Source organism: Algoriphagus sp. NF (genome assembly GCF_028823735.1).
In the GTDB taxonomy this organism is placed as follows: domain Bacteria; phylum Bacteroidota; class Bacteroidia; order Cytophagales; family Cyclobacteriaceae; genus Algoriphagus; species Algoriphagus marincola.
Window position 1 is genome coordinate 180,973 of sequence record NZ_JAPEIB010000002.1, and the last position, 23,651, is coordinate 204,623.

The window sequence follows — 23,651 nt, forward strand, 5'->3', positions numbered from 1 at the left end:
TTACTTTTGGGTAAACAAAACAGGCCTCCTTGAAAAGCCAGAAAATACTCAATGATCCAGTTTATGGTTTTATTACAATTCCAAGTGAATTGATTTTTGAGATCATTGACCACCCATACTTTCAGAGATTACGCCGGATCAAGCAATTGGGTTTGACTGATTTTGTCTATCCCGGTGCTTTACATACGCGATTCCACCACGCACTTGGCGCCATGCATCTCATGCATGTGACACTAGATCATCTCCGAACCAAAGGTATTGAAATATCCGACGAAGAATTTGAAGCTACTTTGATTGCGATTCTCCTTCATGATATCGGTCATGGACCGTTTTCACATGCTTTGGAATACAGCCTTCTCAGATCTATACCCCATGAAAAGCTTTCGATTTTGATAATCGAAATGCTCAATCGAGAACTAGGAGGAAGACTTGATCTCACTTTGAAAATTTTCAAAAATCAATATGAGCGAAAGTTCTTCCACCAACTCGTTTCCAGCCAGCTGGATATTGATCGCTTGGACTATTTGCAGCGAGATTGTTTTTTTACTGGCGTATCCGAAGGGACTATCGGCGCTGATCGGATCATCAAAATGATGGATGTCAAAAATGACAAGATAGTCATCGAAGAAAAAGGAATTTATTCCATCGAAAACTTTCTGAGTGCCCGTCGACTGATGTACTGGCAGGTCTATCTGCACAAGACGACAGTCTGCGCTGAAAAAATGCTTATCAACCTGATTCAGCGTGCAAAGGACCTGAAGGCTGAAGACAAAATCTTTGGGATCACAGATGAATTTGACTACTTGCTTGGGCACAAAATCACTGAATCAGACTTCCAGACTAACCCGGAATTGCTACGGATCTTCCTGGAGCTTGATGATTTGGACATTTGGGGAGCGATCAAACTATGGAAAAACTCCCCTGACTATGTTTTGGCGAATATTTCCAGGATGTTTTTGACTAGAAATCTTTTCAAGATCCAACTTTCCAATATTCCCTTCGAAAAAGAAGAAATCGGAATTCTCGAAGAAAAAACCATTAAAAAGCTTAAAGTCCCCAAAGAACATCTACCCTATTTTTTCTCGGCTGGTACCTTGAGTAATTATGGATATCTAGCCAAGGATAGGATTTCGATCCTCACAAAAAAGGGAAAAGTGGTTGATGTAGCCGACGCTGCTGACTTGCCAAATATTCAAATCATGAGCAAAATAGTTGAGAAGCATTACGTTTGTAAGGCTAAAACCCTAATTTTAAAACCTTAAAATATTTACGCTTTATGGAATTTACGCTTGGGCAGCTAGCCGAACTTCTCCAAGGCACCGTCGAGGGAGATCCTCAAATAAAAGTCAATAGACTGGATAAAATTCAGGAAGGTAAGGCAGGAGGGGTAAGCTTTTTAGCCAATGAAAAATATGAGGCTTTTTTATACGAAACTGAGGCTTCTGCTGTCATTGTCTCTCAAAATTTTACTCCCAAAAAAACCTATAAAACGAATCTCATTCGAGTAAAAGACGCCTACTCAAGTTTTACCCAAATTCTCGAAACCTACGCTCAGTTTACCAAAAACTCCCAATCGGGTGTGGAAGAGCCGAGCTATATGGATCCAAGCAGTCAAATCGGGGACGGTTACTACAGAGGGGCTTTTTCCTACATCGGTAAAAAGTGTCAAATCGGAAATGGGGTAAAAATTCATCCTCACGCATATATTGGCAACCAAGTCACAATTGGAGATAACTGCATCATACATCCTGGTGCCAAAATTTGCGATGGCTCGGTATTAGGCAATCATTGCGAGATTCATCCGGGTGCTGTAGTTGGTTCGGAAGGTTTTGGTTTTGCTCCTCAGGAAGATGGAAGCTACAAAGCCATCCCTCAAATCGGCAATGTAATTTTAGGAGATCATGTAAGCATAGGAGCCAATACGACCGTAGACTGCGCTACGATGGGCTCTACCATCATCCAAAAAGGAGCTAAAATCGACAACTTGGTCCAAATTGCTCATAATGTAATCATCGGTGAAAATACGGTCGTCGCCGCCCAAGCTGGTATTTCCGGCTCTACAGAAATAGGAAAAAACTCAGTCCTCGCAGGAAAGGCAGGTATTGTGGGGCACATTAAGATTGCCGAAAAAACCACGATTGGCGCAAATACAGGAGTAAGCAAGTCAATCAAAAAGCCTGGACAGACTCTTTTTGGCTACATGGGAATGGACATGAAGCAGTTTCTCAAGTCCTATTCTCTCTTCAAAAATCTTGAAGAGCTGGAGAAGAGACTCAAAGAACTCGAAAAAAAGGCTTAATTTTGCGCCCCAAAGCTATCTAACTGCTTAACCAACACGATGAAAGTAAAACAACATACCATAAAGAAGCAAGTAGAACTGTCAGGAGTCGGACTTCACACAGGAGTCATCTCCAACATGACCTTTTTACCCGCTCCTCCCAATCACGGAATCAAGTTTCAAAGAATAGATCTCGAAGGTCGACCTACAGTGGATGCTGACTGTGACCTGGTGGTGGATGTTTCCCGAGGTACCACTTTGGAGCAAAATGGAGCTAGAGTTTACACGGTGGAGCACGTTCTGGCAGCACTTGTAGGATTGGAAGTTGACAATGTCTTGATTCAATTGGACGGTCCAGAACCTCCGATTATGGATGGCTCTTCCATCCAATTCATCGAAGTCCTGGAAGATGCAGGATTTGAGGAGCAAAATGCGTTGAGAAGATTCTTCGAGGTACAGGAAAGCATTCAGTATAAAGACGCTTCTCGCGAAGTGGAAATGGTAGCCTTACCGACAGATAATTACCGAGTGACTGTCATGGTGGACTACAATTCACCTGTTTTAGGAAGCCAACATGCCTCCATCACAGATATCAGTCAATTCAAATCTGAAATCGCTTCATGCAGGACTTTTTGTTTTTTGCATGAGCTGGAAATGCTCTACAACTCTAACCTTATTAAAGGTGGAGATTTGAATAACGCCATCGTGGTGGTAGATCGAGTCGTAGAGAAAGATGAGTTGCAGCATCTGGCGAAGATGTTTAACAAGCAACATGTGGAAGTCAAAAAAGAGGGTATTCTAAACAATGTGGACCTTCGATACAAAAATGAACCTGCCAGACACAAGCTTCTGGATGTAGTAGGTGACCTAGCTTTGGTAGGAAGACCACTGAAAGCCCAAATTTTAGCTGCCAGACCTGGGCATGCTGCCAATGTGGCTTTTGCAAAAAAAATCAAAAGGGCCATGGAAAAGGCATCCTCTTCCCATATCCCTTACTATGACCCCAAGCTTCCGCCGGTGATGGATATCAATCAAATCAGCAATATCCTTCCGCATCGATATCCATTTCAGCTACTAGATAAAGTAATCTATCTGGATGACACAGTGGTAGCCGGTGTAAAGAATGTGACAATGAATGAGCCATTCTTTCTAGGCCATTTTCCAGGAAACCCCGTGATGCCGGGAGTATTGCAGGTAGAAGCTATGGCACAGACGGGCGGGATCCTGGTTCTAAGCACCGTAGACGATCCAGAAAATTACTGGACTTATTTCTTGGGAATAGAAAGCTGCAAATTCCGAAAGATGGTTCTTCCGGGAGATACACTTATATTCAAATGTGAATTGCTTGCACCTATTCGAAGAGGAATCGCTAAAATGAGAGGAGAAGCCTACGTCGGAAACACACTCGTATGCGAGGCAGTAATGACAGCAAGTATAACTCGTAAAGAATCATGATCAGTCCAATGGCCCACATAGATCCCAAGGCAACTATTGGGAAGAATGTACAAATCGACCCTTTCACGATGATTCATGAAAATGTCGAGATAGGTGAAGGTACTTGGATTGGTCCAAACGTTACTATTTTTCCGGGAGCGAGAATCGGCAAAAACTGTAAAATTTTTCCGGGAGCTGTCATCGCAGGCATTCCGCAAGACCTCAAATTTCAAGGTGAAGAGTCCACCGTTGTCATCGGAGACAATACCACCATCCGAGAATGCGTCACTATAAGCAGAGGAACTGTAGATAAGCAAACCACAGTAATCGGAAGCAATTGTCTACTAATGGCTTACGTCCATGTGGCTCATGACTGTGTGATTGGAAGTCATGTAATCATCGCCAACTCCGTGCAAATTGCTGGTCATGTGTCCATCGACGATTGGGCCATTGTGGGTGGTTCTAGCGCTATCCATCAATTTGTCAAAATTGGCATGCATTCCATGATCTCTGGCGGATCTTTGGTACGAAAAGATGTCCCCCCTTTTACCAAAGCAGCGAGAGAACCTCTCTCCTATGCCGGAGTCAATTCTTTAGGTTTGAGAAGAAGAGGCTTTTCATCTGAGTCGATTGCTCATATTCAGGAGGTTTATCGGTTCCTTTTCCTCAATAGCATGAATAATTCAAGAGCTCTGGAGGAAATTGAAATTAACCTGCCTGCAACCAAAGAACGGGATGAAATTTTGAATTTCATCAGGTCCTCCGAGCGAGGAGTCATGAAGGGTTACATCCATTAAGCATGCTTGAGATAGGTGTAGAGAAAGCATCAAAGCGCTTCCAATTCGAATGGATATTCAAAGAACTATCCCTACTTCTGAAGCCAAAGGATCAGTTGGCTATTACCGGAAGTAATGGTTCTGGAAAGTCTACCCTTCTCAAATGCCTTACTGGATCTATCCCGCTAACTTCTGGTAAAATCAACTTCAATTTCGAAGGCAAAAATGTAGATGAAGGGGATTGGTTTCGACACCTTAGTATAGCAGCCCCCTATTTGGAGCTACCTGAGGAGTTCACCCTTGAAGAGCTAATTCAATTTCACTTCCGCTTCAAACAGCCTATCAATGGCATGACTCCTGAGGAAATCATACGGATTGCTTATTTGGAAGAACATAGCCAAAAAATGGTTTCTCAATTCAGCTCAGGAATGAAACAACGCCTGAAGTTGATCCTGGCTATGATATCGGATGTAGGTATTGTCTTTCTAGACGAACCAACCTCCAATTTAGATATCAGAGGAATCGACTGGTATCGGGAAATGATTAAGAAATTTCAGGGTGATAAAATCCTTGTAATCTGCTCGAACGAGCCTCGCGAATTTGATTTTTGCGAACAAAAACTAGACTTAGAGAATTATAAATGAGAGCTAGCTTTGAACTTAGACAGATATGGCTAATTTTAAAGTTCTAATTTAATATCAGTATGAACAGAAATCTTTCCTCTCTTTTCGCTTTGATGCTTCTGGTGATTTTTTCATCAGCTTGTGGTGGTGATGACCCTACACCGCAACCGCCTCAGAAAACCCCTGAAGAATTGGCAATCGAAGCCCTTACAGGTACTGGTACTCAATCCTGGAGTATAGCAGGTGGAGGATCTGTGACTCGAAGTGGAAACACTGTTACGGACCTTTATCAGAATTTTGAACTAATTCTCAACTCAGGCTCTTCGAGGACCTATACTTCTCGAAACAATAATGATCTTTTTGACAATTCTGGGAATTGGAGCTTTGCCGGTACCAATTTTGACAAATTCACTTTGACAGGAAACAAGCCCGCAGCAGGACGGGAAATCTCCTTTACTCAGACGGGCAATAACCTTCGACTAGAGTTTAACATTCCCGCCCCAGGCGCTAGAGTTTTTGGTGTACAGGCAGTGGCGGGGAGCTATGTTTTCAATCTGGTTAAAGATTAAAAACATCAATAAATCAAACATTTAGAGGGCTTTGGCCCTCTTTTTTTTGGTCAAAATATGATAAAACTCAAATAAACTGATTTTTATCAGGTTTGCTCATGGGTTTAGTCAGACCGTGACTGGGAGGGGCGCAGTAGTTTTGAATAATCTCAAGAAACTATGGAGCTCAAAGAATCCTACGCCACCAAATTTCATATTCCTGAAACTATTCTTCATGAATACAATTGCCCTGTTCTGACAACTGACTTTTGGCCGGGCAAGGAAGAAGAAATACTCTGCGATCCTAAAGAAGGCGAGCCTTCCTTGATTACCGTCAACCTTAATAAAGTATTGGATTGGCTTCATCAGGAAGAATTACCTGTCCCATTGGAAAAAGAGGTCTGCGAGATTCCTGTTTTGCTATTCGTACCCAACTTCTCTACCCAGCACTTACTCTTCCATTACGATGGCACCCCACACTCTTTTCGCCTCATCAAAAATTACATCAAACTATTTCAGAACAAAATACGGAATAGCAAAGCGACGATCATCTCTCCTTCATTTATTCCCAAATCGAAAATAAAGGAGGAACAAGAGCTGATTCAACTAGTATCCAAATCTACCCGGGAAACAAGTTTCATCAAGTTCAATTTTTTACGAATTGGTGACTTTTGGTCTTATGCCGTCAAGCATGACTGCACCCTACTAGTCACCACCAAAAACTATCAAGCAGATCTTGCTAAGGTGCTTTTCCACTTCTATAAAGGCAAAATGTGGAGCGACAAACTTTCTTTTTATTTATCGCTCTAAATCAATAAAAAATATGACAAAAGTCATAAAATTCAGCCATTTATTATTAAATTTTTGTAAAAAATAAAATCATGCTTAACCCAGCAACTACCGAAAAAACGCATTGCTATCACTGCGGTGAGCAATGTGAAAATGATTCGTTGAAGATCGACGAAAAGGTATTTTGTTGCCAAGGCTGTAAGCTTGTGTATGAGGTTTTGTCAGAGAATGACCTTTGTACCTACTATGATTTAGAATCTTTCCCTGGAGAAAGTCAGAAGGAAAAGAAAGGTAAAGCCAATCGGTTTGACTATCTAAACGACGAAGAAACAGCCCAAAAACTTCTAGACTTTCAAAACGAAAGTGAATGTCACGTGACATTCCATATCCCTTTGATCCATTGTGCTTCTTGCATTTGGCTACTCGAGAATCTATACCAAATCCATCCCGGAATCATCAGTAGCCGAGTGGATTTCATCAAGAAAAAGGTACAGATCAAATTCTTGAAGGAAAAGATTAATCTTCAAGAAGTAGTAAGCCTACTCTCTACCATCGGCTACGAACCAAAAATTTCACTCTCCCATCTTGACAAGAAAGATAAAACCGGAAAAGCAGACCGACGCACAATAAAGAGACTCGCTGTAGCAGGCTTTTGCTTTGGGAATATGATGCTGTTTAGCATTCCAGAATACTTCTCAGAAGTAGAGCTGATAGCAGAAAACTTCCGAAGCCTTTTCAATTATCTAAATGTGCTTTTGGCGATCCCAGTAGTCACTTATTCTGCAAGTGATTATTACCTCTCCGCCTGGAACTCCATCAAGCAGCGACGGATTAACATGGATATTCCCATCGTATTGGGTATCGCTTCCTTATTTTTATATAGCCTTTGGGAAATTTTCGCCTTTGGCAATGCAGGGTACATGGATAGCCTAGGAGGACTTTTATTCTTTTTGCTACTCGGAAAAATCTATCAGCAAAAAACCTTCTCTGCCCTTGAGTTTGACCGAGATTACAAGTCTTATTTCCCCATTGCAGTTACCAAATTAGTCCAAAATCGAGAAGAAGTCATCCCATTGACAAAGCTGGAGGTTGGGGATGTAATCTTGGTCCGTGATGAAGAGTTAATTCCAGCAGATTCTCTTCTATTGAGTGAAAGCGCTCAAGTCGATTACAGCTTTGTCACCGGTGAGGAAGTACCTGTTCCAAAGCGTAAGGGAGAGTTGATCTATGCGGGAGGTCGGCAAAAAGGGGACCCAGTTCTTTTGACAGTTCAAAAGTCACCTTCTCAGGGCTATCTCACCGATCTATGGAACAATGAAAGCTTCGAAAAATCGAAAGACAAACTACTTGAACCGCTATCCAATCAGGTTTCTGGAGTTTTCACCTGGACCGTCATTAGCATTGCCTTGATTGCCTTGTTAACATGGATACCGATGGATGTTTCCATGGGTGTAAAAGCCTTTGTTTCGGTACTGATAGTTGCCTGCCCCTGCGCACTTGCAATGTCTACTCCTTTTACTTTGGGAAATACACTTCGAATATTTGGCAGGGGAAAATTCTACCTCAAAAACGCCAGTGTGGTAGAGCGCTTAGCCTTGGTGGACACGCTTATTTTTGATAAAACTGGCACGTTGACAGACCCGGCAAAGGCTAGTGTTTCATATCAGGGAGAAAAACTCTCCGAAGAATCAAAGTCTATTCTAAAATCTCTGGTGGCACGATCTACTCATCCACTGAGCAATCGAATCAATGTTTGGCTTGGCGATGTAGCCTCGGCGACTTTAGATCATGTATCCGAAATCAAAGGACAAGGTATTCAGGGAGAGTATCTGGGACAGCCTGTCAAAGTAGGATCCGGAGCATTTTGCGGTGTCAAAAACGGACTTTCTGTAGAATCAGGCAATCTGGTTTACTTCAGCGTCTCGGATGTGATCCTTGGATATTTCCATATCCAATCCGGTTTGCGATCCAAAGCTAAAGACGTTGTATCCCATTTAGAAAACGAGTATGAGCTTCACTTGCTTTCCGGCGATCACAGTCATGAAATGAAATCGCTTCAAAACCATCTGGGGAGTGACATCCATTATAATTTTCAGCAGGGACCAAATGACAAATTACAATACATCAAAAAATTGAATCAGGATCGCCGTCAAACGCTTATGGTCGGTGATGGATTGAATGATGCAGGAGCCTTGCAGGAAAGTCAAGTCGGGATAGCGATATCAGACCGGGTTAGCCATTTTTCTCCCGCAAGTGATGCCATTTTAGACGCTGATTCTTTTGATAAAATCCCGGAGTTTTTGGCTTTTGCCAAGCAAAGCAGAAATGTCATCAAGGCAAGTTTCGCCCTGAGTTTTCTATACAATATTGTCGGTATTAGCCTCGCAGTTCAAGGTATTTTGAGCCCTGTGATCTGTGCTGTATTGATGCCTCTATCAAGTATATCAGTAGTTCTTTTCACCACGCTTTCTACCAATTTCTTAGCCTGGCGCAAAGGACTCTTAACGCAATCAAAGCCCTAAAGCATGGAAGTAATATTTATTCTAATCGGGGTGAGTTTGATTCTGGCGGTGACCTTTCTATTTCTTTTTTTCAAAGCAATGAAAGGCGGACAGTTTGATGATGACTACACTCCTTCGGTGAGGATTCTCTTTGACAATCATAAAAAAACAACGAAAAATCAACCTTTAAAACAAAAGTCCAATGAATGACGCTACACTGGAAAGGTTCCATTACGACAATAAAATTGTCAAGTACTTTGGAGCCGCGACGATTATCTGGGGTATAGTGGGGATGCTCGTGGGGGTCATAGCAGCCACGCAGCTTTTCTGGCCTGAAGCAAACTTAGGCAACCCTTACACGACCTTTGGAAGGATTCGACCACTGCACACCAATGCGGTGATCTTTGCCTTTGTAGGTAACGCAATCTTTGCAGGGGTTTATTACTCCATGCCAAGACTCTTGAAAACCCCTATGTGGAATAAGGGCCTCAGCTGGTTTCACTTTTGGGGCTGGCAATTGATCATTTTGGCAGCAGCCATTACGCTTCCACTAGGATTGACCACCTCTAAGGAGTATGCCGAACTAGAATGGCCCATCGATATTGCCATTGCATTAGTTTGGGTAGCCTTTGGTGCCAACATGATCGGTACGCTGATCAAGCGTCGTGAGCGTCACATGTATGTGGCCATTTGGTTTTACCTAGCCTCCTTTGTGACGGTAGCAGTACTTCACATCTTCAACTCTCTTGCACTTCCAGTCAACTTCCTGAAGAGTTACTCTGCTTATGCAGGTGTTCAGGATGCCTTGGTTCAGTGGTGGTATGGACACAATGCAGTAGCATTTTTCTTGACTACCCCATTCCTTGGCTTGATGTATTACTTTCTTCCAAAAGCTGCGAATAGACCAGTTTATTCCTACAAGCTTTCCATTATCCACTTTTGGTCCTTGATCTTTATCTACATGTGGGCAGGACCTCACCACTTGCTCTACACGGCACTTCCAGAGTGGGCTCAAGTATTAGGTACTGTATTCTCTGTAATGCTGATTGCTCCTTCTTGGGGTGGTATGGTGAATGGTCTCCTGACACTTAGAGGTGCTTGGGATAAAGTGCGGAATGAACCAGTATTGAAGTTTATGGTCGTGGCAGTGACAGCCTATGGTATGTCCACCTTTGAGGGACCGATGCTATCATTGAAAAATGTCAACGCCATCGCCCACTACACGGACTGGATCGTAGCACACGTACACATTGGCGGATTGGGTTGGAATGGTTTCTTAACCTTCGGAATGCTGTATTGGATGTGGCCAAGACTATTCAAAACCACGATTTACTCACAAAAACTTGCCAATACTCACTTCTGGATTGGCACACTCGGAATCATCTTCTATGCACTTCCGATGTATGTAGCGGCTCTTACCCAGTTCTTGATGCTTCGTGAGTTTAATGAAATGGGTCGATTGGCTTATGGCAACTTCCTACAAACTGTTGTAGAGCTTATACCAATGTACATGCTAAGAGCATTTGGAGGACTACTCTATCTAGGTGGTGCTATTATCATGATGTATAATATGTACATGACTGCCAAGAAAGGAAGTTTCCAAGCTTATGAAGAAGATCAGGCACCAGCTTTGGCTAAAAACTACAATCCTGCTGGAGAATTTTGGCACAGAGCATGGGAGCGCAAGCCAGTATTCTTTACTGTTTTGGCTACCATCGCGATCGCAATTGGTGGAGCGATCGAAATCATCCCTACCATTCTCGTAAAGTCAAATGTGCCGACCATCGCTTCAGTGAAACCATATACTCCACTAGAGTTGGAGGGTAGAGATCTTTACATCGCCAATGGTTGTGTAGGCTGTCACTCACAGATGATCCGACCATTCCGATTTGAGACAGAGCGATATGGAGAATACTCCAAAGCTGGCGAATTCGTCTATGACAGACCTTTCTTGTGGGGATCAAAGCGAACTGGTCCAGACTTGCATCGGGTAGGTGGCAAATACCCTGATTCTTGGCACTACTTCCACATGGAGGATCCAAGAACAATGTCTCCGGGATCATTGATGCCTCCTTATCCTTGGATGAAGGAGAATATCATGGACTATTCGGAGCTACCTGCCAAAATCAGAACGCTACAAAAACTTGGCGTACCGTACCCTGAAGGTTATGACCAGCAAGCCATGGCGGATTTGGAGCGCCAAGCTGATCAGATTGTGACCAATCTGAAAGATGCCGGTGTGGAAGTACTTCCAAATACCGAAATCGTAGCACTGATCGCTTACCTACAGCGACTTGGGACAGATATCAATGCTACCGCATCCAATTAAACCGAAGAAACCATGTATAAAGAAGTTTTAAGATCAATCGAAAATATTGAAATCTACCCAGTGATTTCACTGCTCATCTTTGTCACATTTTTCTTGGGAGTTTTCTTTTGGGTAAAGTCTATCCCAAAAGACGTGGTGGACCACCTGAAATCTCTACCTATGGAAAATGACGACGATATAACCCCATCCCAGCCATGAAAAAGTTTCTCATATTTCTATTCACAATCGGGTGGCTACCCACTCAGCTTGCTTTTGGACAAACAGAAAGCTCCAATTGGTACTCAGACCTTCAAGCAATGGATCCTGGACAATTGACCTTACTGATTATCCTTGGTATTGTCCTTCTGGTAATCATTCTTTTATTAGTTCTGATGGTCTATTTGATGACCTTTATGGTTGCGGTATTCCGAAATGAAAATCCGGAATTGGCGAATGAACCAAGCTGGTGGGAGAAGTTCAAAGAACGCTTCGTCACTGGTAAAATGGATACTGTAGGAGGCAAAGAAGAAAAAGCAAAAATGATGGCCGATCACTCCTATGATGGCATCACAGAGTTAGACAACTTCATGCCGCCTTGGCTTCAGTGGGTTTTCATATTGACTATCATCTACGGCGTCGGATACTTCACTTACTATTCAGTCTTAGGCTTTGGGCTCACAGGCGTGGAAGAGTATCAGGAAGAGCTCAGAGTAGAGGCCATAGCTGCGGAAGCAAGAATGGCAAACCTTACAGCATCCATAGACGAGACAAACGTAACAGTTGATGATTCTGAGTCTGGATTAGCCGTCGGAAAGTCAATCTTCGAAGCCAACTGTGCGGCTTGTCATGCTGCAGATGGCGGAGGTGGTGTAGGGCCAAATCTGACGGATCAATACTGGATCCATGGAGGGTCTATCAACGATGTTTTCTCTGTAGTGAAATATGGCGTAGTAAGCAAAGGGATGGTGCCTTGGGAGGATCAGCTTTCTCCACAGGAAATGCAACAAGTCTCCAGTTACATCCTAAGTTTAGTTGGTACTACTCCAGCTAGTCCCAAAGACCCACAAGGGGAACTTTATACACCTACGCAAGAAGAAGTGGTGACTGATAGCACAAGCGTGGTTGCTGCACTTTAATACCTTTAGACTGTCAGAGCTATTCTCTGACAGTCTTTAATTATTCTCTGATTATGGCAAAGAAAAATCCACATCTCGATCCGAATACTTTCCGGGATTCCCTGTCAACTGTCCAAGATGATGGTAAACGAAACTGGGTCTACCCTAAAAAAGTAAAGGGTTTCTTTTACAAATACCGCACCTACCTTTCGTGGATTCTTTTGGCTATTTTATTTGCCGGCCCATTCATTCAGGTAGATGGAAGACCTTGGCTTCTATTCAATATTTTTGAGCGGAAATTCATCATTTTTGGAGCGGTTTTCTGGCCACAAGACACCCATTTGTTGATATTCCTTCTCCTGATATTCTTTGTATTTATCATCTTGTTTACTGTGATATTTGGGAGAATATGGTGTGGTTGGGCTTGTCCTCAGACACTTTTCATGGAAATGGTTTTCCGCAAGATCGAATACATGATCGAAGGAGATGCCAATCAACAGCGTGCATTGGATGCCATGCCTTGGAATGGTGAAAAGATTATCAAAAAAGGATCAAAGCTTCTAATCTTTGGTTTAATCTCTCTTTTGATCGGACATTTGGTGATGGCTTATTTGATCGGAATCGATCAGGTCAGAGAGATCGTCACCCAGCCACCAACCGCTAACCTTGCCGGATTTATTGGTTTGGTTGCCTTTTCAGGGATTTTCATGTTCGTCTTCACTTGGTTTAGAGAGCAAGCATGTACAGTGGTCTGCCCTTACGGTAGACTACAAGGAGTGCTTTTAGACAACAACTCTATCAACGTAATGTATGATTATGTGCGGGGAGAGCCTAGAGGACCGATTCGAAAAAATAAAGTCGAAGAAACCCCACTTGGAGATTGTGTAGACTGTAATCTTTGTGTGCAGGTATGTCCGACAGGCATTGATATCCGAAATGGAGTACAAATGGAGTGTGTCAATTGTACGGCTTGCATAGATGCTTGTGATGAGGTAATGGTCAAAGTAGACCGCCCTAAAGGCCTTATTCGATATGCATCAGAAAACAGTATTCAACAAGGCTTTCAGAAACTAATCACCAACCGAGTCAAAGCTTATTCTGTTGTGTTGGTTATTTTGGTAGCTGGATTTATATCATTGATTGCTACTCGTGATGAGCTTCAGGCTACAGTGACAAGGTTCCCTGGAATGACCTATCAGATGCGGGATAATGGTACGGTTTCAAATCTCTATCAAATCACCCTCATCAATAAAACCTTCGAACCTCAAACGGTGGATCTTTCTTCCTTGGTAGAAGGAATGAATGTAGAAATCGTCGGCGGACAAAATTGGGTGCTTGAGCCTCAATCCAAAGTAGAAGGACGGTTTTTCATCGTTACTGATCAAAAGAGCGTAAACCGCCCACAGCAGGAAATTCAACTTTCACTGGTGCACGCGGATAAAGAAATTGATAAAATAGAAACGAGCTTTATGGCTCCTGTATCAAAAGAATAATACTATGAACTGGGGAAAAGGAATTTTACTTTCAATCATTGCTTTCGTAGGGATCATCATGACCATGGTGGTGATATCAGTTAGAATGGATGGAATCGAGCTGGTAAGGGACAATTACTACGAAGCAGAGATCAAATATCAAGAACAGATCGATCGAGAGTCTTCCACGCTCCTTCTTGATCGGGAAGTTTTAGCTTTTGATTCCCAATCTAAAGCAGTCATTCTGGATCTTCCAAAGGGTGCAAAAGGAAATCTCAACCTCTATCGACCTTCGGATGTAAAACTGGATCAAAGCGTGCCTGTAGAAATTATCGAGTCAGGAAAAAAACAAATATCCATCGCCAATCTTAAACCTGGATATTGGAGAGTTCAACTCACTTGGACCGAAAACGGAACAGAATTCTATCAAGAGAAAAAAATTACACTCTGATGATTTGGACTGCATTTCTTTTGGGTTTTTTAGGTTCTTTCCACTGCGTGGGAATGTGTGGACCTATTGCACTCGCCGTTGGAAATGCCAGTAATTCCGGATTCATTTGGAATAAAATTCTCTACAATCTTGGTAGAAGTTTTACCTACGCCCTTTTAGGCCTTCTCATTGGATTTGTAGGCTTTTCCATGTCTTTAGCTGGAATCCAACAGGGTTTCTCAATTGCCATGGGGGTAGTTTTAGTCTTACTGTCGCTCAATTACAAAAAATCAGAGCAACTGCTTCAAGTATCCATTTTTTCAGGTTTGGTAAAATGGGTCAGACAAAAGCTATCCTACTTCCTAAAACGTGGAGGAAAACCTGCCTTTTTTGCCACAGGCTTAGCCAATGGGCTTCTCCCATGTGGTATGGTCTACATGGCACTCATCGCAGCACTTGGCATGCAAAGCCCCTACTTGGGAGCAGTTTACATGTTTTTCTTTGGAATAGGTACGATCCCACTCTTACTGTTTTTAATGTTCTCAAGCCAGATAATCACAGTGAAAACCCGAATGAATTTTCAAAAAGCGATCCCCTATTTGGGAGTCATCTTGGGAATCATCTTTATCTTCAGAGGCCTAGGATTAGGGATTCCCGGTCTGAGTCCAGAAATGGTGACCTTCGACTATGGAACGGAAAAAATGGAGATTACCGTTTGCCACTAAATAGCCTTACTAAAAATCAACTCCTTATTTTGGGATTGCAGCCTAAGGTCAAATACTTTGCAGATTTGACGGATCACTCCTACCCCATCATCTGTAACCTTCAGTTTTTTAGGCGAAATCTCTATTAAACCTTCGTCCTGCATCTCTGCGAGTTGCTCCCATTGTTTATTTCCCAAGAATAAATCAAGCTCTTCGCAGATTATCACCTCATGTTTACAAATCAGATCCAAAATCAAATTCCTGATTATCAAGTCCTTATTACTCATTTCATGACTTCTGACAATTGGCCAATTGTCACTTTCCATCGCCTCCTGATAGGCAGAAATCCCCTTTTCATTTTGCATAAAAGCTAAATGAATATCGCTGATACTGCTGGCTCCGAGACCGATCAACATCTTTGATGGAGAAGTAGTGAAGCCCATAAAATTCCGGTGAAGCTTCCCTAAATCCTTGGCCTTAGCCAAAGGATCATCTTGTCGGGAAAAATGATCCATGCCGATCTCTACGTAGCCAAGTTCCAAAAGAATCTCCTTCCCTCGATCATACAAGTTTCTTTTCTCTAATTCACTCGGGAGGTACTGTTCATAGCTCTTCTGAGCTGGAAATGAACTAGGCACATGGGCATAGCTGTAAAAAGCAATCCGATCAGGCATCAATTCGGCTACTCGCTCAAAAGTCTTCTCAAGTGTAGCAATGGTCTGATGAGGTAGCCCATAAATCAAATCAAAGTTGATTGAGGTATACCCTAGGTTTCTGGCATTTTGGGTAGCCTTTTCCACTGCCTCAAAGGGCTGAATCCGGTGAATAGATTGCTGAACTTGCTCATCAAAATCCTGAATTCCATAGCTCACCCGATCAAATCCCAATTCAGCCAAAGCCTCCAAATGCTCAAATGTGGTATTGTTGGGGTGTCCTTCGAAACTAAACTCTGGATTCTCGGCGATGTCACAAGAATGGGTAATAGCCGAAAGCAACCTTTTGAGTGATTCTGGGCTGAAAAAGGTCGGAGTGCCTCCTCCAAGATGAATTCCATTGAGTTTCGGCTTTTCTCCAAAAAGTCTTAAATAGTTTTCCCATTCAATGAGAAGTGCCTCAATGTAGGGTGATTCTACCGAATGGCTTTTTGTGATTCGCTTGTTGCATCCACAATAGGTACAAAGACTTTCACAAAAAGGTAAGTGAATGTAAAGCGTGATTCCTTCTTTGCTACCAAATAAACCGAAAGCTCTTTTTACCAAAACCTCCCAATCTTGACCATTGAGGTTATTTTCCCAAAGTGGAACCGTCGGGTAGCTAGTGTATCGAGGTGCAGGCGTATTATATTTTTGAATGAGTTGAGGGCTGAGCATGCTATTCTAATTTCCCCAAAGTTGAGAAAGTCTATCTTTAGAAAACTTGATAAGTTTTTGTCTGAAAGCTGATAAAAATCAGGGATTGAGCCGCGAACATGATTCCGGGCCCTTGATTTTATTTACCAAAGGATTTAATTTAGGAAAACTTAGTCCCCTCATCTATGAAAACCATTAAACGTATAGGATTCCTAAGTGCCCTAATCCTCCCTATTTTATTGGTACTAGGTCATTACATTGGTGGAATAGGCATCTGGATGATTCACATTTTTGTGTTTGTAGCAGTGCCTCTAATGGACTATGCAATCAGCACGGATCAAAGCAATGTCCCCAAGGAAGCCATTTCACAGATTGCGAAGCAGCGATTTTATAAATTAGTTACTTTTTCATGGGTTTATGTACAGATGGCCGTGCTAGTATGGGGATTTTATGTAGTAGCGACTGAGACGCTCCTTCTGACTGAATGGGTTGCTCTATGCACAGGTATGGCCTTAGTGACGGGTGGAATAGGCATTACAGTAGCTCATGAACTAGGTCATAAAAAAGAAAAAGTAGACCAGTTTTATGCTAAGGTACTACTCATGACGGTTTGTTATATGCATTTCATTATAGAGCATAATCGAGGTCACCATGTAAAAGTAGCTACTCCGGAAGACCCGGCTACGAGTCGTTTTGGCGAGAATTTTTATGCCTTTTGGGCGAGATCAGTTTGGGATGGTTATCAAAGTGCCTGGGCTTTAGAGAAAAGCAGACTGGATAGAAAATCACTTCCCTTTTGGTCACTTAAAAATGAAATGATTCAGTTTACACTCGCCCCTTTAATTTTTGTGAGTCTATTCTTTGTTGGGTTTTCTATTGCACTAGATCGATGGGTATGGGAGGTGCCGCTTTTCTTTTTCACCCAAAGCTTCTTGGCCTTTAGCCTTTTAGAGGCTGTGAACTATTTGGAGCATTATGGGATGGAGCGCAAGCAACTTCCAAATGGGCTATATGAACGAGTCACTCCATTGCATTCCTGGAATGCCAGCCATCGTGTGAGTAACTTCCTTCTATTTCAGCTACAACGACACTCTGATCATCATGCTTTTGCACACAAACCCTATCAAGTGCTAAATCACTATGATGAAAGCCCCCAATTGCCTGCAGGCTATTCGGCTATGATAATCCTGGCATTTTTCCCACCACTGTGGTTTTCGATTATGAATCCAAGACTACAGAACTGGAAGCAAAAGACCTTTGAAACCTCAGTCCAATAGGAAATTATTCAAGAAACTGCTCTTCAGAAGTAGCCAAACCAGGAAGAAAAGAATCGCCCAAAAAAGGTAGGCGCGATAATAATCGGTCGTTTCCCGATACCGGTTTTCCATGATCTCACTCTTCTCTAGCTGATCGATCCGATCAAAAATCTGCTGAAGTGCGGTACCATCCGAGGCTCTGAAGAACTCTCCTTTGGTTAACTGCGCAATCTCTCTGAGTGTGGTCTCATCCAAGTAGCTTTCTACCATCTGAGGACGCCCAAAAAAATCTGTTCCATAAGGTACCATTCCATCTTTACCCACTGCGATCGTGTAAATTTTAATCCCAATAGCAGAAGCCAATTCTGCTGCAAAAAGCGGATCTACATTTCCTGCATTACTTTCACCATCACTGAGTAAAATCATTACTTTCGAGGCTGATTCCGCATCTTTAAGCCGGTTGGTCCCGGCAGCAACTGCTGAACCAATCGCCGTTCCTTTAGCTTCCATCAGATCAAAAGCAATTTCAGAAATCAGTTCATCCAATAACTTGTAATCATTGGTCAGGGGAGCTAGTGAAAAGGCCTCCCCTGCAAAAACCACGATCCCTATCCGATCACCCATTCGACCATTGATGAAGTCAGAAGCAGTGCCTTTGGCGGATTCAAGACGATTTGGAGTAAAATCCTGCAAATCCATCGACTCCGAAATATCCATGACCAGCATGATGTCAATCCCTTCGGTATATTGCTCGACGCGTTCATTGGTTCGCTGTGGCCGAGCCAATGCAATAATGATCATCACAAGGCTAAGGAAGAAAAATAGAGATGGTACAAGCCGGAGATAGGTCCAAGGATTATTCTTCGCGACTCTTTTCGGAAGAGATAATTCTAAAACCGGATTCTTCAGAAATTTCACCGCTTTTCGCAAAAGCATCAAGACCAGAATTACCCAAATCAAATTGAGCAAAAAAGGTTTTTCCCATTCGTAGCTCTGGAATGTTTCCGGTAAAAACCAAGAGAAGCTAAAAAAATCAGACAACTGCTCGATCATGCTTGATATTCTTTAGTTTTTCTTGATAGTTTTCTTTGGCTTTGGCCAATAAGTAATCTGAAGATTCCTTGACTTCAGACTTGGTTCCTGCGTAGATGATCATTTCTATGCTTCGGAGTGAACTGAAAATCCGGATATCGGCCAGCTTTTCACCAACCTCACTGGAAGTCCACTCTCTGACAGGCAGCTTGGTGATCGTTTCCATGTATCCTTTCCAAAGGCCCAAAAGTTCATCTGCTGCATCAATAGTTTGATCATTTATGAGCGTTTCAACTGCTGAATGCCACCGCTTTTCGAATACTTTCCATCTTCTTTTTTCATTTCTTTCACTGAGATATTTCTTGATTCTTTTCCCAAAAAGAAGATAACCACCTACAAGGGCGATTAAAAGCAAAACGAGAATCAGACCCATTAAGATCCAATTCCAGTTCTTGGGAATTGGCTGGTAAACATTATTTTCCTGGAAAGCTAACTGCTCAGGAATAGAATCCAATTGCCAATTGACTGCAAGGGCAGCCTCCAGCGGGTAGTGAGTCACACTATCATACCTGCTCAATTCAAAGACCGGTAAGGTCAAATATACCGTCGAATCAAGCGCAAAATTGGAGACAAAATAAACTGTGCTATCCGTCGTGACCGAATCGATAGTGCTACTCACGTAGGTCTTTTTCTCCAGCAATACAAAAGGCTCGTAATTGAAGGAGGAGTCTGGAAAGATCAATTGCTTGTCCCGTGGATAGGTCGCTTTGAGCACATAGCCGATTCGCTCACCCAGTTTGGCAGAGTCAGCCATAAAATACCCCTCAACATTGACCCCTTGAGCGAAAATGAGGTCTGGAAGAAAAACAATTACTATGAAGAATAACTTTTTAGCCACGTTTCATAGATTTATTACGGTACTTGAAAAGCTCCATTAGAGGCAAAACAATGTCTTCAGTGGTATCGATAGCGAGGTAATTGATCTGATTTTTCTTACAAAGCTCTTTCAGTGATTCTCTTTCAGTCGTAAATGTCTCGGATATTTTTTTACTAAATCCACCAAAGGCGGTATTCACCCAGGTGGTTCTGCCTTTTTCTTTATCAAAAACAGGAATAATACCTAAAGCAGGAAGTGCTGATTCCCTTGGGTCAGTGAGTTGAATTGCAACCAAATCATGCCTTTCGGCCATCGCCCTAAATGAGCGTTGATAGCCATCGTCAATAAAATCCGATATCACGATAATGACACTACGCTTTTTGATCAAATTCAAGCAATAGGTAAACATTCCGTCAAGGTCAGTTTTGAGAGATTGATTTTCGTGATCAAAAATCCCTCTGATCACCTTTACTCCTTGTTTACTCCCTTTTCCAGGTGGGACTACCTTTTCTTTTTGATCCGAATAACTTATCAATCCCACCTGACTACCTTCAAATAATGCAGCCAAAGTAAGCACGCCGGCGATTATTTTCCCTTGATCTATTTTCTTGGAACCCTCACTTCCTATATCCTGACTGCCGGAAATATCCAAAAGGAAATAAACAGACTGATCTTTGTCCTCTCTGAATGTCTTTACAAAGGTTCCGTGGCCTTTGGCAGAAACTTTCCACTCGATCGTTCTTACGTCATCTCCGTATTGATAGGGACGCAGGTCATCAAATTCCAGCCCAGCCCCCTTGAAAAGTGACTGATAATCTCCTTGCAGGTGATTATTGGCCACCTTTCGGATCATAATTTCATATTTTCGAAGCTTGCTAAATAGCTGCTGATTCATAAGACTTGCTTTGACCGCCTAAGATAAATGACCCTAGGCAATAATAAAATTTACCTTACAGGAAGGGTATGGGTTTATTCAGTTAAAAAAAATTAATTTTGAATGATGAAAGTAATCCGACTGGGACTATTCCTTTTAGCGATTCTGTTTGCTTGCGAATCCGAAGAAAAACCAAAACATATTTTACCAGAAAATAAAATGGTAGAGGTATTGGTCGATATCCATCTCCAAGAAGGGATAGCCAGTGCACTGCCGATTTCATACGATTCTTCCCAAGTATTGTACACCCTGCTAGAAAAAGAGATTTTTCTAAAACATGGAGTCACAGATTCTGTTTTTACCGAAAGTATGCGATACTATTTGCAGTATCCACAAAAAATGGATGAACTCTACACACAAGTGATCGACTCATTGGTCGTCAAAGAATCCAAACCGGATAGCCAAGAAGAATTCTAATGCTCTACCCTTCCAATCTCGAACAAAAAATAAACTTTCAGAAAATCAAAAACCTAATCAAGGAAGAGTGTAACTCCTCTTTGGGGAGGGATTATGTTGAAAAAATATCCTTTTCATCTGACTTTTCTTTAGTCCAGAAATTATTGGATCAAACAGATGAATTCAAGAAAATTCTCGAATCCGGAGAGAGCTTTCCAAGTTCAAGCATATCAGATATCAATCCATTTCTTGAGAAAGCAAGACTTGAGGGGACATTTTTAGATGAAGAGGAATTCCATGAGCTAAAACTTTCTCTGCAAATGGTCAAAGGATGTTTGAACTTCTTTGCCAAACATGGGGATTTGTACCCAAGCTTATCCCAACTTTTAGGTTTGGTGATCGATTTGGACATGAATCTTCTCAAGGAAATCGAGAAGATTATCGATGAAAAAGGTCAAATCAGGAGTAATGCAAGCAAAGAACTCCAACTGATCAGGTCCCAAATAATCTATGAAGAATCCCGCCTCAGAAAGGTAATGGATCGGATTTTCAAGGAAGTTCGGGCTAAAGGCTTTACAGTAGATGATATCGGCATCACGATCCGGTCAGGCAGAATGGTTATTCCAATTGCAGCCGAAAACAAACGGAAAATTCGTGGATTTATTCATGATGAATCTTCCACCGGACAGACTGTATTTATGGAGCCTGAAGAAGCATTGGATATCAATAATGAGATCCGGGACCTTGAATACATGGAGAGAAGGGAAATTATTCGGATTTTGACCGAACTAACTGATCGAATCAGACCCTTTATTCCAGGTCTAAAAAAAGCAACAAACTTCCTCGGTTTAATGGATTTCATTAGAGCCAAAGCAAAGTTTGCCCAAAAAACAGAAAGCAATAAACCACAGCTCGAAAAACAACGAGTTTTGATCTGGTCAAAAGCCAGACATCCTCTTTTGGAGTTGGTATTAAAAAGCCAACAGAAAAAAATAGTTCCCCTTGATATCAGATTGGAGGGAAATGAGCGGATTTTAGTGATTTCAGGTCCGAATGCAGGAGGAAAATCTGTCTCCTTGAAAACAGTAGCTTTGCTTCAATACATGCTTCAATGTGGTCTTTTGATTCCGGTACATCCGGATTCAAAAAGTACACTTTTTCAGAATTTTTTCATCGATATCGGTGATGAGCAAAACTTGGAGAATGACCTCTCTACATATAGCTCGCATTTGATGAGCATGCGACATTTTACAGAATTCGCCAATAAAAAGACAATCTTGTTTATTGATGAATTTGGGACTGGGACGGAGCCACAATTTGGCGGAGCTATTGCCGAAGGGGTATTATTAGACCTGAATAAGAAGGGGGTTTTTGGAGTAATTACAACCCACTATGGCAATTTGAAGCAAGTGGCAGAGAAAAACCCAGGAATGATTAATGGAGCTATGCGCTATGATGTGGATAAGCTGACACCTATGTACCGACTTCAGATAGGAAAGCCTGGTTCTTCATTTGCACTTGAAATAGCTTCAAAAATTGGGATTCACGAGGAAATCCTTTCTTATGCGAAATTTAAAATTGGAGAAGAAAGGGTGAATTATGATCGGCTTTTGACAAAACTGGAAAACGAAAAGAATCAATATCAGGCATTACTTAGTGAAGTCACCAAAAAGGATAAGCTTCTCAAGACAAGGCTTCAAGAGTACAATCAGCTAAAGGAGACACTGGAACAAAGTAAAAAAACCATTCTTCAAGAGGCTAAATCTCAAGCTAAGCAGCTCTTAGATCAGGCAAACCAAAAAATAGAAACTACCATTCGGCAAATCAAAGAGCAACAGGCCGAAAAAGAAAAGACGAAAGAAGCACGTAAAGGCCTAGAAGAGTTTAAAAAGACTATTCAACCGGAGAAAAAACCAATCGCACCAACCTACAAAAAAGTATCGGGAGAGATAGAAATTGGAGATGCTGTACGAGTCAAAGACAACGGTGCAATTGCAGAGGTTTTGAACTTAAGGAATAAAGAGGCTGATATATCAATAGGAGATTTAAAATCCACTGTCAAGCTTTCCAGATTGGAGAAAATCTCCAAAACTGAGTTGAAAAAAGAAAGTAAAACTCGGAAAGGAGGCACTTATTTACCAAATCAAAAAATGATGGATTTTTCTACCAATCTGGATTTGAGAGGTAAACGAGGGGAAGAAGTACTCCCAATGATACAAAATTTCATAGACGAGGGTCATATGCTCGGGATCAAGGAGCTTAGAATTGTACATGGAAAGGGAGACGGTATCCTTAGAGATATTACTCGCAACCTCCTTAGAACAATGCCACCAGTCCAGAGAATGCAGGATGAACATGCAGATCGAGGAGGAGCTGGAGTTACATTGGTATCACTTAAATAAAAAAGCGAACCCATATACTTTTTTAATCCCTGTAAAGTAAAATATTGAGGGTAAAAGTTTATTTCACAATGTTTTAAAGTCATTGCAGGCTTTTAGAGACAGGGTTCAAAATCTTAAAAATTACAATTCATCTATAAGCTATTGCTTCTAGTATCTTTTTTTCCTCATTCAAAAAGCCCTAAAACCAAAAAACCCCAGCTGTTAGGCTGAGGTTTTGAATAATGAGGCGGCGACCTACTCTCCCGGGTGTAACCCCAGTACCATCGGCGCTGCAGGGCTTAACTGCTCTGTTCGGGATGGGAAGAGGTGGAACCCCTGCGCCAGGCCGCCTAAATCTTTGAAGACTTTTAGATCAAAGAGACAAGATCCAAGACACTAGGTCTTTATTCATGACTCCGTTATACCGATAGGTATATCTTGATTCCAA

The 23,651-nt window shown here is 42.0% G+C and carries 22 protein-coding genes and 1 rRNA gene; 18 read left to right on the forward strand and 5 right to left on the reverse strand.

Features of this window, described 5'->3' with window-relative positions:
* The first annotated feature begins 29 nt into the window (after positions 1–29).
* From OU792_RS01720 to OU792_RS01790, 15 genes are all read left to right on the forward strand, one after another.
* Positions 30–1,262, forward strand: coding sequence for an HD domain-containing protein (locus tag OU792_RS01720; protein WP_134202137.1), 1,233 nt, complete (start codon positions 30–32; stop codon positions 1,260–1,262).
* Positions 1,263–1,276: 14 nt separating this feature from the next.
* Positions 1,277–2,299, forward strand: a complete 1,023-nt coding sequence (gene lpxD, locus OU792_RS01725) for a UDP-3-O-(3-hydroxymyristoyl)glucosamine N-acyltransferase (protein ID WP_134202136.1) — start codon at positions 1,277–1,279, stop codon at positions 2,297–2,299.
* Between the two features lie 39 nt (positions 2,300–2,338).
* The gene (locus OU792_RS01730) at positions 2,339–3,733 is read left to right on the forward strand and encodes a bifunctional UDP-3-O-[3-hydroxymyristoyl] N-acetylglucosamine deacetylase/3-hydroxyacyl-ACP dehydratase (protein WP_024283278.1); all 1,395 of its coding nucleotides are present in this window, start codon (positions 2,339–2,341) and stop codon (positions 3,731–3,733) included.
* Entirely contained in the window at positions 3,730–4,509 is a 780-nt protein-coding gene (gene lpxA / locus OU792_RS01735; RefSeq protein WP_026944655.1) for an acyl-ACP--UDP-N-acetylglucosamine O-acyltransferase, read from the forward strand. Before OU792_RS01730 ends, lpxA begins: the two co-directional genes overlap by 4 nt.
* A gap of 2 nt (positions 4,510–4,511) precedes the next feature.
* Positions 4,512–5,132, forward strand: a complete 621-nt coding sequence (locus tag OU792_RS01740; RefSeq protein ID WP_134202135.1) for an ABC transporter ATP-binding protein — start codon at positions 4,512–4,514, stop codon at positions 5,130–5,132.
* A 59-nt stretch (positions 5,133–5,191) separates the two neighbouring features.
* Positions 5,192–5,680: a hypothetical protein gene (locus tag OU792_RS01745; RefSeq protein ID WP_274669303.1), complete on the forward strand. Its 489-nt coding sequence runs from the start codon at positions 5,192–5,194 to the stop codon at positions 5,678–5,680.
* Positions 5,681–5,839: 159 nt separating this feature from the next.
* Positions 5,840–6,469: a hypothetical protein gene (locus tag OU792_RS01750; protein WP_134202134.1), complete on the forward strand. Its 630-nt coding sequence runs from the start codon at positions 5,840–5,842 to the stop codon at positions 6,467–6,469.
* Positions 6,470–6,540: 71 nt separating this feature from the next.
* Positions 6,541–8,970 carry a heavy metal translocating P-type ATPase gene (locus OU792_RS01755; protein WP_134202133.1) on the forward strand — a complete coding sequence of 810 codons (2,430 nt, stop codon included), beginning with the start codon at positions 6,541–6,543 and terminating at the stop codon, positions 8,968–8,970.
* 3 nt (positions 8,971–8,973) lie between these two features.
* A complete protein-coding gene (ccoS, locus tag OU792_RS01760; protein WP_026944650.1) occupies positions 8,974–9,159 on the forward strand; it encodes a cbb3-type cytochrome oxidase assembly protein CcoS in 186 nt (61 codons plus the stop codon).
* Entirely contained in the window at positions 9,152–11,278 is a 2,127-nt protein-coding gene (gene ccoN / locus OU792_RS01765; protein WP_134202132.1) for a cytochrome-c oxidase, cbb3-type subunit I, read from the forward strand. Before ccoS ends, ccoN begins: the two co-directional genes overlap by 8 nt.
* Before the next feature lie 12 nt (positions 11,279–11,290).
* Complete coding sequence (locus OU792_RS01770; protein ID WP_026944648.1) at positions 11,291–11,476, forward strand: hypothetical protein; 186 nt, start codon at positions 11,291–11,293, stop codon at positions 11,474–11,476.
* Positions 11,473–12,393: a cbb3-type cytochrome c oxidase N-terminal domain-containing protein gene (locus tag OU792_RS01775; protein WP_274669304.1), complete on the forward strand. Its 921-nt coding sequence runs from the start codon at positions 11,473–11,475 to the stop codon at positions 12,391–12,393. Before OU792_RS01770 ends, OU792_RS01775 begins: the two co-directional genes overlap by 4 nt.
* A 53-nt stretch (positions 12,394–12,446) precedes the next feature.
* Entirely contained in the window at positions 12,447–13,865 is a 1,419-nt protein-coding gene (gene ccoG / locus OU792_RS01780; protein WP_134202130.1) for a cytochrome c oxidase accessory protein CcoG, read from the forward strand.
* Between the two features lie 4 nt (positions 13,866–13,869).
* Positions 13,870–14,295 carry a FixH family protein gene (locus tag OU792_RS01785; RefSeq protein ID WP_134202129.1) on the forward strand — a complete coding sequence of 142 codons (426 nt, stop codon included), beginning with the start codon at positions 13,870–13,872 and terminating at the stop codon, positions 14,293–14,295.
* Positions 14,295–14,999 carry a sulfite exporter TauE/SafE family protein gene (locus OU792_RS01790; protein WP_100629478.1) on the forward strand — a complete coding sequence of 235 codons (705 nt, stop codon included), beginning with the start codon at positions 14,295–14,297 and terminating at the stop codon, positions 14,997–14,999. The genes OU792_RS01785 and OU792_RS01790 overlap by 1 nt, the downstream gene beginning before the upstream one ends.
* Here the strand turns inward: OU792_RS01790 and hemN are convergent.
* Positions 14,996–16,348: an oxygen-independent coproporphyrinogen III oxidase gene (hemN, locus tag OU792_RS01795; RefSeq protein WP_134202128.1), complete on the reverse strand. Its 1,353-nt coding sequence runs from the start codon at positions 16,346–16,348 to the stop codon at positions 14,996–14,998. The genes OU792_RS01790 and hemN overlap by 4 nt on opposite strands.
* Positions 16,349–16,512: 164 nt before the next feature.
* Between hemN and OU792_RS01800 the strand changes: the two genes are divergently transcribed.
* Positions 16,513–17,604 carry an alkane 1-monooxygenase gene (locus tag OU792_RS01800; protein ID WP_134202127.1) on the forward strand — a complete coding sequence of 364 codons (1,092 nt, stop codon included), beginning with the start codon at positions 16,513–16,515 and terminating at the stop codon, positions 17,602–17,604.
* Here OU792_RS01800 and OU792_RS01805 read toward each other — a convergent pair.
* The 3 genes from OU792_RS01805 to OU792_RS01815 are packed head-to-tail and all read right to left on the reverse strand — an operon-like array spanning position 17,593 to position 20,387.
* A complete protein-coding gene (locus OU792_RS01805; protein WP_274669305.1) occupies positions 17,593–18,636 on the reverse strand; it encodes a vWA domain-containing protein in 1,044 nt (347 codons plus the stop codon). The two genes, OU792_RS01800 and OU792_RS01805, sit on opposite strands and share 12 nt — an antisense overlap.
* Complete coding sequence (locus tag OU792_RS01810) at positions 18,617–19,513, reverse strand: hypothetical protein (RefSeq protein ID WP_134202126.1); 897 nt, start codon at positions 19,511–19,513, stop codon at positions 18,617–18,619. Before OU792_RS01810 ends, OU792_RS01805 begins: the two co-directional genes overlap by 20 nt.
* On the reverse strand, positions 19,506–20,387 hold the full coding sequence (locus OU792_RS01815; protein WP_134202125.1) for a DUF58 domain-containing protein: 882 nt from the start codon (positions 20,385–20,387) through the stop codon (positions 19,506–19,508). The genes OU792_RS01810 and OU792_RS01815 overlap by 8 nt, the downstream gene beginning before the upstream one ends.
* Positions 20,388–20,489: 102 nt before the next feature.
* Here OU792_RS01815 and OU792_RS01820 point away from each other — a divergent pair, with 102 nt between their 5' ends.
* Positions 20,490–20,843 carry a DUF4296 domain-containing protein gene (locus OU792_RS01820; RefSeq protein ID WP_026944639.1) on the forward strand — a complete coding sequence of 118 codons (354 nt, stop codon included), beginning with the start codon at positions 20,490–20,492 and terminating at the stop codon, positions 20,841–20,843.
* Entirely contained in the window at positions 20,843–23,224 is a 2,382-nt protein-coding gene (locus OU792_RS01825; protein ID WP_134202124.1) for an endonuclease MutS2, read from the forward strand. The genes OU792_RS01820 and OU792_RS01825 overlap by 1 nt, the downstream gene beginning before the upstream one ends.
* Positions 23,225–23,445: 221 nt before the next feature.
* Here OU792_RS01825 and rrf read toward each other — a convergent pair.
* Positions 23,446–23,557, reverse strand: a 5S ribosomal RNA gene (gene rrf, locus OU792_RS01830).
* Between the last annotated feature and the right edge of the window lie 94 nt (positions 23,558–23,651).

Excerpts from the sequence above, each read along its gene's own strand:
- lpxD (WP_134202136.1), top strand. The coding sequence starts at position 1,277 with ATGGAATTTACGCTTGGGCAGCTAGCCGAACTTCTCCAAGGCACCGTC.
- OU792_RS01730 (WP_024283278.1), top strand. The coding sequence starts at position 2,339 with ATGAAAGTAAAACAACATACCATAAAGAAGCAAGTAGAACTGTCAGGA.
- lpxA (WP_026944655.1), top strand. The coding sequence starts at position 3,730 with ATGATCAGTCCAATGGCCCACATAGATCCCAAGGCAACTATTGGGAAG.
- OU792_RS01740 (WP_134202135.1), top strand. The coding sequence starts at position 4,512 with ATGCTTGAGATAGGTGTAGAGAAAGCATCAAAGCGCTTCCAATTCGAA.
- OU792_RS01745 (WP_274669303.1), top strand. The coding sequence starts at position 5,192 with ATGAACAGAAATCTTTCCTCTCTTTTCGCTTTGATGCTTCTGGTGATT.
- OU792_RS01750 (WP_134202134.1), top strand. The coding sequence starts at position 5,840 with ATGGAGCTCAAAGAATCCTACGCCACCAAATTTCATATTCCTGAAACT.
- OU792_RS01755 (WP_134202133.1), top strand. The coding sequence starts at position 6,541 with ATGCTTAACCCAGCAACTACCGAAAAAACGCATTGCTATCACTGCGGT.
- ccoS (WP_026944650.1), top strand. The coding sequence starts at position 8,974 with ATGGAAGTAATATTTATTCTAATCGGGGTGAGTTTGATTCTGGCGGTG.
- ccoN (WP_134202132.1), top strand. The coding sequence starts at position 9,152 with ATGAATGACGCTACACTGGAAAGGTTCCATTACGACAATAAAATTGTC.
- OU792_RS01770 (WP_026944648.1), top strand. The coding sequence starts at position 11,291 with ATGTATAAAGAAGTTTTAAGATCAATCGAAAATATTGAAATCTACCCA.
- OU792_RS01775 (WP_274669304.1), top strand. The coding sequence starts at position 11,473 with ATGAAAAAGTTTCTCATATTTCTATTCACAATCGGGTGGCTACCCACT.
- ccoG (WP_134202130.1), top strand. The coding sequence starts at position 12,447 with ATGGCAAAGAAAAATCCACATCTCGATCCGAATACTTTCCGGGATTCC.
- OU792_RS01785 (WP_134202129.1), top strand. The coding sequence starts at position 13,870 with ATGAACTGGGGAAAAGGAATTTTACTTTCAATCATTGCTTTCGTAGGG.
- OU792_RS01790 (WP_100629478.1), top strand. The coding sequence starts at position 14,295 with ATGATTTGGACTGCATTTCTTTTGGGTTTTTTAGGTTCTTTCCACTGC.
- hemN (WP_134202128.1), bottom strand. The coding sequence starts at position 16,348 with ATGCTCAGCCCTCAACTCATTCAAAAATATAATACGCCTGCACCTCGA.
- OU792_RS01800 (WP_134202127.1), top strand. The coding sequence starts at position 16,513 with ATGAAAACCATTAAACGTATAGGATTCCTAAGTGCCCTAATCCTCCCT.
- OU792_RS01805 (WP_274669305.1), bottom strand. The coding sequence starts at position 18,636 with ATGATCGAGCAGTTGTCTGATTTTTTTAGCTTCTCTTGGTTTTTACCG.
- OU792_RS01815 (WP_134202125.1), bottom strand. The coding sequence starts at position 20,387 with ATGAATCAGCAGCTATTTAGCAAGCTTCGAAAATATGAAATTATGATC.
- OU792_RS01820 (WP_026944639.1), top strand. The coding sequence starts at position 20,490 with ATGATGAAAGTAATCCGACTGGGACTATTCCTTTTAGCGATTCTGTTT.
- OU792_RS01825 (WP_134202124.1), top strand. The coding sequence starts at position 20,843 with ATGCTCTACCCTTCCAATCTCGAACAAAAAATAAACTTTCAGAAAATC.